The sequence below is a fragment of the Micromonospora sp. NPDC005087 genome, assembly GCF_042872965.1.
Lineage (GTDB): Bacteria > Actinomycetota > Actinomycetes > Mycobacteriales > Micromonosporaceae > Micromonospora.
The window spans coordinates 12340-24094 of sequence record NZ_JBIALB010000020.1 but is presented as its reverse complement, the minus strand read 5'-3'; the positions used below and the strand labels follow the sequence as shown (position 1 = coordinate 24094).

11 protein-coding genes are annotated in these 11755 nt (G+C 70.3%); 3 read left to right on the top strand and 8 right to left on the bottom strand.

The window, feature by feature from the left end:
• Window positions 1-2: 2 nt before the first annotated feature.
• Complete coding sequence (locus ACFYPS_RS30945) at window positions 3-431, bottom strand: hypothetical protein (RefSeq protein WP_387329034.1); 429 nt, start codon at window positions 429-431, stop codon at window positions 3-5.
• A gap of 154 nt (window positions 432-585) precedes the next feature.
• On the opposite strand from ACFYPS_RS30945, the gene ACFYPS_RS30940 reads away from it, so the two are divergent.
• Window positions 586-2424: a hypothetical protein gene (locus tag ACFYPS_RS30940; protein WP_387329031.1), complete on the top strand. Its 1839-nt coding sequence runs from the start codon at window positions 586-588 to the stop codon at window positions 2422-2424.
• Window positions 2425-2512: 88 nt separating this feature from the next.
• On the opposite strand, the gene ACFYPS_RS30935 is transcribed toward ACFYPS_RS30940, so the two are convergent.
• A complete protein-coding gene (locus tag ACFYPS_RS30935; RefSeq protein WP_387329028.1) occupies window positions 2513-3535 on the bottom strand; it encodes an LD-carboxypeptidase in 1023 nt (340 codons plus the stop codon).
• A 300-nt stretch (window positions 3536-3835) separates the two neighbouring features.
• Between ACFYPS_RS30935 and ACFYPS_RS30930 the strand changes: the two genes are divergently transcribed.
• Window positions 3836-4501, top strand: a complete 666-nt coding sequence (locus tag ACFYPS_RS30930; protein ID WP_387329026.1) for a class I SAM-dependent methyltransferase — start codon at window positions 3836-3838, stop codon at window positions 4499-4501.
• 28 nt (window positions 4502-4529) lie between these two features.
• Here the strand turns inward: ACFYPS_RS30930 and ACFYPS_RS30925 are convergent, their stop codons facing one another.
• The 4 genes from ACFYPS_RS30925 to ACFYPS_RS30910 form a co-directional block, all read right to left on the bottom strand.
• The gene (locus ACFYPS_RS30925) at window positions 4530-5702 is read right to left on the bottom strand and encodes a hypothetical protein (RefSeq protein WP_387329024.1); all 1173 of its coding nucleotides are present in this window, start codon (window positions 5700-5702) and stop codon (window positions 4530-4532) included.
• A 72-nt stretch (window positions 5703-5774) separates the two neighbouring features.
• Window positions 5775-6791, bottom strand: coding sequence for an acetamidase/formamidase family protein (locus tag ACFYPS_RS30920; protein WP_387329021.1), 1017 nt, complete (start codon window positions 6789-6791; stop codon window positions 5775-5777).
• On the bottom strand, window positions 6788-8227 hold the full coding sequence (locus tag ACFYPS_RS30915; RefSeq protein ID WP_354965840.1) for an APC family permease: 1440 nt from the start codon (window positions 8225-8227) through the stop codon (window positions 6788-6790). Before ACFYPS_RS30915 ends, ACFYPS_RS30920 begins: the two co-directional genes overlap by 4 nt.
• A gap of 144 nt (window positions 8228-8371) precedes the next feature.
• Entirely contained in the window at window positions 8372-8806 is a 435-nt protein-coding gene (locus ACFYPS_RS30910; protein ID WP_387329018.1) for a glutaredoxin domain-containing protein, read from the bottom strand.
• 131 nt (window positions 8807-8937) lie between these two features.
• Between ACFYPS_RS30910 and ACFYPS_RS30905 the strand changes: the two genes are divergently transcribed.
• Complete coding sequence (locus ACFYPS_RS30905; protein ID WP_387329016.1) at window positions 8938-10785, top strand: glycoside hydrolase family 15 protein; 1848 nt, start codon at window positions 8938-8940, stop codon at window positions 10783-10785.
• Window positions 10786-10791: 6 nt separating this feature from the next.
• On the opposite strand, the gene ACFYPS_RS30900 is transcribed toward ACFYPS_RS30905, so the two are convergent.
• Both ACFYPS_RS30900 and ACFYPS_RS30895 read right to left on the bottom strand, forming a co-directional pair.
• The gene (locus ACFYPS_RS30900; protein WP_354965843.1) at window positions 10792-11265 is read right to left on the bottom strand and encodes a hypothetical protein; all 474 of its coding nucleotides are present in this window, start codon (window positions 11263-11265) and stop codon (window positions 10792-10794) included.
• Window positions 11262-11663, bottom strand: a complete 402-nt coding sequence (locus ACFYPS_RS30895) for a DUF6069 family protein (RefSeq protein ID WP_387329013.1) — start codon at window positions 11661-11663, stop codon at window positions 11262-11264. Before ACFYPS_RS30895 ends, ACFYPS_RS30900 begins: the two co-directional genes overlap by 4 nt.
• Window positions 11664-11755 lie beyond the last annotated feature (92 nt).

Below are 11755 nucleotides of genomic sequence, written 5' to 3'. Positions count from 1 at the left end.
GGTCACCCACCGACCAGAGCGGTCAGCCGCAGGAAGACGACGGGCTCGCCGGGACGGAGCACGATCTCCTCGGCGAGCCGGTGGACCTGGCGTCCTCCCACGAACAACACGAACACGTCTCGCTCGAACGCTCGATACGCCCGAGCTACCTCCTCCGCGACGTCCGGCGGATCGAGCCGCGGCGACGGCGTCCGGACCATGCCGGTGGATGCCTGTGCCCGGATCTCCGCTGCGGAAAGATACTGGCGCCTGAGCACGGTGCGGCAACGCGGAACGTCGACGCCCAGCACCCGGATCTGCTCCTCAACCGCCCTGCGGATCAGCTCACCCACCGTCGTACGCTCGCTCGCGAGCTCGACCAGCACGTCCGGCATGCCGTCCCGATCCGCGCCGGACACCACCGCACGCACCTTCACCTGCAACACCGACACGCGTCCATCCTGTCGACCGCAACCCGAGCACCAAAGTATCGATCACTCCCTCGGCGGCGCTAATAGCGACGCTCAGCCAACTCAGCACGGCGGTCCGACATGGAATCCGGCATTTCGGGGTAAACCGGTGCGATAGATGCGTAACGTGCCGGACATGGTTTCTCGTACCTGGCGTAACCTTTTGCTCACATCGCTCGGGATGGGCGTGCTCGCCGCTGCCGGCCAGCTCGGAGTCGCATTCAGCTTCGGCATCGTCCAGCTCGCCAGCGCCTCCGCCGGCGCCACCGTCAACCAGTGGCCCGCCCAGCTCGTCTGGGTGGGCTGGTTCGCGGCACACGCCGCCGTGGCCGGCACCGTCGTCACCGCACGCCTGGCCCGCCGGCACGGGTTGCTGGAGAGCACGGGCAGACTGACGGCCATCGCCGCCGCCGCCGCGCTGGGTGCCACCGTCGTGGCGCCGCTCTGCGTCCGGCCGGCCCAGGCCGCGGAGCGCTTCTCTGTGGACCCGATCTGGGCCGTCGGCATCTGCGCGACCGTCGGCGCGCTGGTCGGCGTGGGTGCCGCGATCGCCGCACTGGCGAAGCCGCCGCTGGGCTGGAGCATGACGGCGGTGGGTGGCGTGGTCTGGCTGCTGGCGTTCGTCTCGGTCGTCCCGTCGCTCGCAACCGCCGGACCGTTGCCCGCCGTACGGCTCGGTGTGCTGGAGTCGGCCGGGCTCAACGCCGACGCGGCGAGCCGGCAGGCGATCCTGATTCTGCCGGCGGTGGCCCTGCTCATCGGCGCGGTGACCGGCGGGCTGGCCCGCCGGCGCGGGCATCCACCGCTGGTCAACCTCGCGACCGGCATGGCCGGCACGGTGCTGGTCGCGTTCGCCTACCTGACCGCCGGTCCCGGCGACGCGGTCGACCGGTACCAGATCACGCCGTACTACGGCGCGCTGCTCGCCGTCGCCGCCGGTGTGCTCGGTTCGGCCGCCGCCGCGTCGTTCCGCTGGCCGCTCCTGCCGCGCACCGCCGAAGCGCGGGTCGTCGAGCCGACCGACGTCCTTCGTCCGCTGTCCGCCGGCCCCGCCGCGCCGCAGGCCATCACGCCGGCCGCCGGTGGTACGACCGACGAGCCGGAGCCCGTCGACCTGGTCGGCACGAGGCCGCTCGCCGGCGCGATCGCGGCGAAGCTCCCGACCTCGGCCGAACCGCTCGGTCTCGGTGCGCCGGCTGGCGATCGGGACGCCAACGCCGTACCGGCCGACGCCGCGACGCGGACCCCCGCACCGGCTGTCACCGCCGCGCCAGCCGCGCCCGCCGACACCCCGGCGACATCGGAACCGGCCCCCGCGACGGCGACCCACCTTCCCGCGGGACCCGGCGGGGACGACTCCGGGACGGCGGAGGCAGAGGCCGACGGGGCACGCGTCGCCCCGGGAACCAGCCGGATGTACCAGCCGCCGAAGACCGACCGGACGCCGGTTCAGGCGACCCGGCAGGTCGTTCCGCCGCGGCGGGTGCCGCCCTCGGCCGAGCCCGCGCCGGGCGCCGAGGCGACCCACTCGGCCGGCACGCCGGAGAGGCTCGAACCGGCGCTCCGCCCTCGGCACCGGCCGCCCCTGCCCAACCTGAACCGGGCCGCGAACTGGGACGCCCTCGCGACCGCCCAGCGCGCTGGGCCCCGGCCCACGACCGACCCCGCGTCGGCGAGCCCCACCGGGACCGATCCGGTCGCCGCGGTCCCCGCGCCGGCTGCCCCGGCACCCGTCGTCGAGTCGGGACGGGACAGCGGGCGGGCCAGCGGCCGGCTGGGCCTGTTCCGGCGCAACAGGTCCCGGGCCGACGGGGACGGCGCGGGCACACCGGCGGACGGCGAGCCGCTGCCGAGGCAGGACGCGGAGTTCGTCGACTGGGTGACCCGGCTGGGCAAGCCGGTGGCGGACCACGAGCCGGATCAGGAGACGGATCACCGGTCACTCCACTCCACCGGCCGCCGCCACAACGACTGACCTCCACGGTCAGGCCCACCGCTGCACCAACGGCCTGACCTGGCAACGCCCGCGTACGGCGCGCTGAATTGGGCAGGGTTCGCGCTGCTCAGCCGACCGGTCCCGTTGTCGTGTGCGGTCGTACCGCCGGTTCGAGCAGCGACAGCGTCCGCTGCTGCGCATCGAGGCCGACGCGGATGCCGACCGGCATCGGCAGATTCGGGCCGGCGTGTCCGAACTCGACATTGCCCAGGACCGGGATGTCACGACCGCCGAGGACGTCGAGGACTATCTCGGGCAGGGTGGGGGACGCGTCCGGCGCCCCGAGCCCGTCGATCGCGTACGGGACGCCCACGACCATGCCGGAGATCCGATCGAGGATGCCGCAGTGCCGCAGCACCTGCAGATAGCTCCACACGTACGACGCTTGGCCGCCCATCTCCTCCCAGAACAGCACCGCACCGTCGAACCACTCGAGCGGCAGCGCGTAAGGCGTCGCCTGCGCCAGCACGATGCGATTGAGCACCCCGCCGATCAGCCGGCCTTCGGCACGACCGGCACGCCAGCACTCCCACGACGGGGTGGCAGGCAGCGCACCGATCGCCTCCGTACCGGTCAGCAACGCCGAGTAGAGCTTTTCAAGTTCCGCCCGGCGCGCTACGGGCGCGGCCTGCCACGCCCCGCCGAGTCCAGGCGTGGCCAAGTCGGCGTGGAACCCGACCAGACCCGTGCGTGCGTAGAGCACCAGATGCAGCAGTGAGATGTCGCTGTAGCCGAGGATCGGCTTGGGGTCGGCAGTGATCGCCTCAACGTCGATCAGGTCGAGATAGCCGAGCGCCGTCTGGCCTCCGTCGTGCGCGATGATGGCGCGTACCTCGGGATCACGCAGAAGAGCGTTGAATTCCCTGGCGATCTCCGCCGGCGTGGCCGCGCTCCACCAATGGTGCCGCCCTGCCACGAGTAGCGGTGCCCGACGCACACGGAATCCCATCCGCTCGAGTACGACTACCGCCTGCTCGAGGTCGGGCTCGTAAGCGGCATGGAGCGGCCCGGACAGCGATGCGACAACGACGACATCTCCCGGCCTCAGGGCACGAGGTCGAAGCGGTAGAGGCAGTACGGATCCGGTCACCGGCGCAGTGTCCCAACACGCGCAACGCTCCATGTGGGCGACCTGGGATCGAAACAGTGACCTCTTCGGTGTGAACCCTCGGCGAGGCGGCTGGTTCGGGCTTGATACGAGGCAGACGGCCGCTGATGCCCTTCTCGGCTCGGCTTCGCTTGGCACGGCTGCTGTACGTTCGCTGCTGTACTGCTGGCATCAGACGAGGCGCTTGATGCGGACGTTCGGGTGTTCGCCGAGAAAGCGGTGGTGCAGCTGGCCGACGGGCCGCCCAGTCGGCCCCCACCCCGCACGCGTGGAAGGAATGCCATGACCAGTTCGGCAGGACCCCAGACGGGCGAAACCCCGACCGCTCGGCAGAAGCGGGTGTGGAACACGATGGCACCCGGCTATGACAAGCAGATCGCTCTCTTCGAGAAGATCTGGTTCGCCGGTGGACGCGAGTGGCTTGGCCGACGTGCACACGGCCGGGTCCTCGAGGTCGCGATCGGCACCGGCCGCAACATGCCCCATTACCCGTCCGACACGACCCTCACCGGCATCGACCTGAGCCCGGCGATGCTGGCCATCGCCCGACGGCGCGCCGCCGCTCTCGACCGTCCGGTCGAGCTACGTGAAGGCGACGCCGAGCATCTGCCCTTCGACGACGCGTCGTTCGACACGGTGGTGTGTGCGCTGTCGCTGTGCAGCATCCCCGACCCCGGTACCGCGATCGCCGAGATGTACCGGGTCCTGGTACCAGGCGGCACACTGCTGCTGGTGGACCACATCGCCAGCAGCTGGCAGCCTCTCCGGGCAGCTCAGTGGCTGCTCGAACGCATGACGATCCGCGCGGGCGGGGAGCACTTCACCCGCCGTCAACTGCCCCTGGTGGAAGTCGCCGGATTCGAGATCGCCGAGACCGTACGGCTCAAGGCGGGCACCATCGAGCGCATCCTCGCCCGCAAACCGACCGCACGCGAGGCAGACGCATGAACGCCGTCTCGAACGCGCCCGGGGCCGGTCAGTCGGCTGTCCGCCTCCTGACCCGCCGGGTGAGCAGCAACAGCACGGCCCCACCCGCCAGCATGACGAGGCCGATTCCGAAGGTCAGCCCGGTCTGCGGCCCGGTGATCGGCAAACCACCACCGCCGCCATCACTACCGCCGTCATCGCCACCGTCGCCGCCATCGCCTCCACCGCTGCTGTTCGCGGCCAGGACGACCGCGAATCCGTCCTGGTTGTCGCTGTCGTCCACGTCGGTGGCGCGTACGGCGACGGCGTTCGCGGGAAGTTCGGTCCGCGCCGCGTCGGAGCCGTCTGACCGCTGATCGCCCAAGCCCTCGACGTGCACTTTCCCGTCTCTCAATGTGGCGGGCGCTGTCACGGAGGCCGAGACCGTCACCAGGTTGTACAGCTCGACGGCGGAGTGCCGCTTGTCGTTCGGGTCGGTGTCCTGGTCGGCAGGAATGAGTGTGAGCTCATCGTAGGTGCAGACCGCCGAACGTCGAGCGTCACCAAGAACGCACTCATCCAGCGGCTTGGTGAAGGTCACGCCCTCAGGCAGACGTAGCTCGACCTTGACGCCACTGACCGGCTTCAGTCCCTGGTTGGCGATGGTGTAACGGACCGCACCCGTCTCGCCCGGATTCAACGTCCCGGTGGGCTCGATGCTGCCGCCGGCACCGATCCGCACCGACTGCGTCACGTCCGGCGCGACCACGGAAAGGTCGGCCTCGGGATGGTCCACGACCTCGATGGGGAACCACTTGGTGTTGTCGGCCGGATTCGTGTCATCCGGTCTCACATCGACCGTTACCTTGATCCTGCCCTCAAGGGGCTCCTTGGTCTGGACGGTGGCGGTGACGGGAAGCTCCACCGTCTCGCCGGGCCCGGGAAGCTGGTCCGGCAGCAGACTGCAGTACCACCCCGCGGTATCGCCGTCACACTCGCCTACACCGCCGGTGGGCCAGAGTGTGACCCTCTGTCTGTAACCGTCCAGCTCGGACGCGTCGACCCGGACGGTGACCTCGGTCGGCGTCTCCTGTCCCTGGTTGCCGATCTTCAGGTAGAGCATCTTGCTCGTGACGCCCAGCGGAATCGTCGCTCCGGCCAGGTCGACGGTGAGGTCGGCACCCGCCTGTGCCGCCGAGGCGGAACCGACGGGCACGCCGACCCCTCCGAGAACGAGCAGCACTGTGGCCACTGTTCGTGGCAGCCTTCGTCGTCCGAATCTCATGGCGCGCCCTTCAACAGATAGACAGTGCGGTCAGCAGTGGGTCAGATAGTGGCGGGCCGTCTCACGCAGCCGGGCGTGCACCCCCTCGTACGCGCCGACCCCGCCCAGATAGCGCTTGTCCACCTTCGCCACCATCGTGTAGTTCGAGTCGCACACGTTGCCGACCGGGGCCTCACCGGCCTGGCTGACGAGTTGGTACGCGTCGAGCTGGTCCAGCCCGACCAGCTCGGCGGTCCAGGTGACCAGGTCGTGCTGGCTGATCCGGTAGGCGTCCTCCAGCGGACGGGCCGAGCCGGTGGACATCAGCGCGTCGTCCGACTCCAGCCGCGGCCACGGGGTGCCGACCCCCTTGACGACGTCCACCACGACCGCGGTGTTCATGGCCGCCTCGATGCCGGTGCCGCACACCTCGCCGTGACCCTGCCGGCAGTGCCCGTCACCGAGGGCGAAGAGCGCTCCGGAAACGTTCACACCGAAGTACGCGGTGACTCCGGCCCGCAGCTCCGGGGTGTCCATGTTGCCGCCGTGCGCGTCCGGGGTGATCGTCATCCGCGCCTCGAAGGCACCCGGCGCCACCCCAGCGGTGCCGTGCATCGGATCCAGCGGCAGCGCCACGGTGTAGTCGCCCCGGCGTGCCCGGTACGTCGCCGTGCCCGCGGCGACGTCGATGTCGTACCGCCAGACCACCTCGTCGAGCGGAGGTTGCAGGGTCGCCGTGGTGTGGGTGCCGGTGAGCGCGCCGAAGTGCGGAAAGGTGGTGGACACGGCCCAGTCCCGGGCCGGCTCGATGGAGATGAAGTGCACGGCGAGGGTGTCCCCGGGCTCGGCCCCCTCGACGTGGATCGGCCCGGTCACCGGGTTGAGGTACGGGAACTGGCAGACCTGCGACGGCAGGTCGTCGGTGCTGCGGACCCGGCCGCCGAAGCAGTCCTCGGTGTAGAGCTCGAGGATCGTGCCGGGGCGCACCCGGCGCACCGCCTCGCGCCCGCCGAAGGTGTAGGAGAGTTCGTCCGGCTCCGGCCGGTACTTCACCACGTCCGTGTTCACTGCGGCTCCTTCACCGGCTCGTCGGTGCTGTCGTGGGTGACTTCGACGAGCGCGGCGAGTTCGGGACGCCGGCCCGTCAGGTAGAAGGCCAGCAGGACCAGCAGCCCGACGCCCAACCAGACGAAGCCGAGCACCTGGGCGGCGACCTTGGCGTTGATGACGACGTAGAGCAGGATCAGGAACCCGATCACCGGCACCACCAGATGCCGCAACCAGTCCCGGCTGCCGTTGCGCACCACGTAGTGGGTTACGACGGAGACGTGCAGTGCCAGGAAGGCGGTCATCGCGCCGAAGTTGACCAGTGTGGACAGCAGCGAGATGCCGTCGTCGCGGCTGGCCATGTAGAGGCCGAGCGCCAGGGAGATGGCGGCGACCAGCATGGTCGCGTTGGCCGGCACCTTGTGTTTCGGGTTGATCCGGGCGAGGAAGCGCGGCATCTGCCGGTCGCGGGCCATCGCGTACAGCAGGCGGGAGGTCGCGGCCTGCGCGACCAGGGAGTTGGCGAAGCCCCAGGCGATCGCGGTGGCCAGGGCGGTCAGCCCGGCCAGCCAGCCCCCGCCGGCCGCCCGGGCCGCGTCGTAGAACGCCGTTCCCTCGGGGTCGCCGTTGTCGAGCAGGCCGGGCGCGTCCGGCACCAGCAGGGCCGCGACCCACGTCTGCACGACGAACAGGGCACCGGCCAGCAGCAGCGCCGCGACCATCGCCCGGCCGATCTGCCGGGCCTCCTCGCGGCTCTCCTCGGCCAGCATGGAGATCCCGTCGAAGCCGAGGAACGAGAGGACGGCGATCGACACCGCGCCGAAGACCAGCGGCCAGGAGAAGGTGTCCGCGTCGAACAGCGGCCGGAGCGAGAAGCCCGCACCCTTGCCCTGCGCCAGCGCGACCACGCCGACGACCAGGAAGATCACGAGGATGACCAGCTCGGCGGCGAGCATCACCCGGTTGACCCGGGCGGTCATCCGGATGCCGAAATAGTTGACGACGGTGTTGAGCACGACGAAGGCCACCAGCCACGCCCACACCGGCACGCCGGGCACGAGGGAGTGCATGGCCACGCTGGCCACCAGGTAGAGCAGACCCGGCACGAGGACGTAGTCGAGCAGGATCACCCAGCCGGCGAGGAAGCCGACGGGCGGTGCGATGCCGCGACCGGCGTAGCTGTAGACGGAGCCGGCCATGGGGAACGCGCGGACCATCTGCGCGTACGACATGGCGGTGAACATCATCGCCACCATGCCGATGATGTAGGCCAGCGCGACCATGCCGCCGGAGCCGGCGTACACGCTGCCGAAGATACCGAAGGGCGCGATCGGCACCATGAAGATCAGTCCGTAGATCAGCAGGTCGGTGAAGCTGAGGGTCCGACTCAGCTCCTGCCGGTAGCCGAACTGTTCGACCTTGGTGACTGTGTGGGGTGGGTCGGGAGGTTGAGTCATGGCACACCTCCTTGATCTGCTCAGGCCGCACGTTAGTCCAGCCATCGACGAACAGCTAGATCTGTGTGGCTGGATTGAGAGCATCGCGAATTCGCGACTCAGAAAAAGTCAGGTCCATCGACCCTCGGCGGGTGACGTGCGTGCTCAGGACGAGCGGAGCTGCTCGCGGAACCAGGCCCGGTCGGGGTTCACGACAGCCTGGCCGCCGAGCACGACGGTGGGCACGGTCTCGTTGCCGCCGGCCACCGCCCGGACGGCGGCAGCACCCGCCGGATCGCGCCAGATGTCCACCCAGTGCGACCGCCGGGCGAGCCGGCCAAGGGAGAACCGGAGCTGGAGGCAGTAGCGACAGCCGGGGCGCCAGTACACGATCGGCCGGCCGTCCGCCGCGCTGGCCCGCTGCGCTTCGGCGGCGTCCACCGAGCGGGGGAAGGCCCACGGCGACAGCAGCAGCGCCAGCGCCAAGAAGATCAGGAACTCGACGCCGCCGACGGCGGACATACCGGCGGCCAGTTGCGCCACCAGGACCAGCACGCCGCACGCCGCCATCACGATCGTCAGGGTCCACCGCCGCAGCACGCCGAGGACCTTACCAAGGAGCCCGCGCGCGTCAGGGCGCGCGAGAGGGTGGCTGACCACGAATACGAGACGAACTCGACAATTCGTACCTTAGGTTACTGCGGAGGAGGCTGTCGAGACCGGGAGGCGACGTGGAGAGCTATCCGGCGATCGAAGATCACGGGCTCATCGGCGACCTGCAGACCGCCGCGCTGGTGACGTGCGACGGAACGATCGACTGGTTCTGCGCACCGCGCTTCGACTCGCCGAGCATCTTCGCCGCGCTGCTGGACCGCGAGCGGGGTGGCTACTTCCGCATCGCCCCGCACGACGTCCGGTACGTCACCAAGCAGCTCTACCTGCCTGGCACTCCGATCCTGATCACCCGGTTCATCAGCGCGGACGGCGTCGCCGAGGTGATGGACTTCATGCCAGTCACCGGCGATCGGGCCACTGACACGCACCGCCTGGTCCGCATGGTCAACATGGTCCGGGGCAGCATGCGGTTCCGGGTGGAGTGCCGACCCCGGTTCGACTACGCCCGGGAGACGCACCAGCTGGAGCGCCACCGCCACGGGTACGTCTTCCGCAGCCAGTCAGCGGCGCTCACCTTCAACCCGGTCGACCCCGTACGGCAGCTGATCTCGCAGGGAGGCGACATCAGCCTGGAAGACGGCGACCTGGTCGCGTACGGCACCCTGAACGAGGGTGACACCGGCGGGGTGGTCCTGGACACGGCCGGCACGGAGCCACGGATCATCCCACCGGTGGAGGTCCAGGGGATGTTGGAGTGGACCCGGGACTACTGGCGGCGCTGGGTCGAGCGCTCCCGCTACACCGGGCGGTGGCGGGAAATGGTCGAGCGCTCGGCCATCACGCTGAAGCTCATGACGTACGCGCCGACCGGCGCGATGATCGCCGCGCCCACCGCCGCGCTGCCCGAACTGGTCGGCGGCACGCGCAACTGGGACTACCGCTACACCTGGGTACGCGACACGTCGTTCTCGGTGCACGCGCTACTCGGCCTCGGCTTCACCGAGGAGGTCAGCCAGTACATGAACTGGCTGGACGAGCGGATTCGCGAGGCCGGTGACCACCAGGACCCGCTGAAGATCATGTATCGGGTGGATGGCTCCTCCGACCTGCACGAGGAGATTCTCGACCACCTGGAGGGCTACCGCGGCTCCCGACCGGTGCGGATCGGCAACGGCGCCGCCGACCAGATCCAACTCGACATCCACGGCGAGGCCCTCTACGCCATGCACCTCGCCGACGAGCAGGGCATCCGTGTCTCGCACCAGGTGTGGAAGAGCACCATACGGCTCGTCGACTGGCTCTGCCAGCACTGGGACCAGGCCGACGCCGGCATCTGGGAGAGCCGCCACCACCCCCGCAACTACACCTTCGGCCGGGTGATGTCCTGGGTCGCGCTGGACCGGGCCATCCGCCTCGCCACCCGCACCGGGCGCCCCGGCGACACCACCCGGTGGGCGGAGCAGCGCAACCAGATCTACAACCAGGTCATGGCCCGCGGATACCACCGCGGACGCGGCAGCTTCGTGCAGGCGTACGACGAGAACGTGCTGGACGCGGCGTTACTCGCCATGCCGGCGGTCGGCTTCATGACGCCGAGCGACCCCCTCTGGCAGTCCACCCTGAATGCGATCGAGCGCGAGTTGGTCTCCGACAGCCTGGTCCACCGGTACGACCCGGTCCACTCCCCCGACGGCCTTCCCGGGCACGAGGGCACCTTCAACATGTGCACGTTCTGGTACGTCGAGGCGCTGGCCCGCTCCGGTCGCCTGGACGACGCCCGGCTCACCTTCGAGAAGATGTTCACCTTCAGCAACCACCTCGGCCTGTACGCCGAGGAGATCGCCGCGACCGGTGAGCAGATCGGCAACTACCCGCAGGCGTTCAGTCACCTCTCCCTGATCAACTCGGCACTGGCGCTGAACGACCTGCTCGACGCCGAGGCCGACGCCCGGCGTCGCCGGTAGCTCGGGTCAACCCATCGGGCCGCGACCGGCGGCGCCGATGACCGCCATCATGATCAGGGTGCGCTGCCGCCGTCGGCTCATCAGCGCGAAACAGGCGGTGAGCGCCACCAGCTCCACCTCGGCCCACTCACCGGTGACGTCGACGCGAATCGGCCCACCCGGCCGGCCGGAAAGGCGCACCGCGAGCCGGTGCCCGTCGCGTACCAGCTCACCGCCGCAGCGACCGGACGCCCAGCGCGCCGCCCCACCCGACCCCGGCACGTGCGACCGGCCCGGGTCGAGCCGCACCGCGGCGCCGTGCTCGGCCTTGGCGGTGACCCCGATGCGCCGGCGGTCGGTCGGCTCGACCGTCCAGAGGCCCGCGTCGGTCCGGATCTCGCCGCACCGCCAGGTCCAGCCGGTACGCAGCGAGGCGCGCGGCCCGGCACCGGAGTCGAGGACGAAGGCGCCGTCCTGCTTGCGTACGGTCAGCGCGGTCATCGGTTCAGCCCTTCCGGGCGCGGCCGGGACAGGCCGAGGATGAGGACGACGCCGACGCTCAGGTGCAGCAGCGCAAGCGCCGCCTTCACTTCCCCGCCGACGCCGCTCGGCGGCCCGGCCAGCAGTGACAGCAGCAGGGCTGCGACCGCGATCGAGGTCCACCAGACGCGCGCCCGGTTGGTGAGGCGTTCCAGCAGCGCGAGCAGCGCCCAGCCGGCCAGTGCCGCGACCGCGGCGGCCACCACGACCGCGGCCACCGTGATCTGCCGGGTCGCGTTTCCGGTGCCCGCCGCCAGGTCGACGCCGGCCGCCGAGTGCAGGATCGCGAACTCCGCCGTCGCCACCAGGATCGCGCCGGCCGCCACCGCGGCTCGGTGCAGGAGAAGGTTGTTCGTCATGCCCTGAGTCTGTGGACCGGCCCGGGTCGGACACGTCGGTCCGGACGCCGCGGCGCGTACATCCGTCGGCGGCGCCGCCTACTACCAAAGGA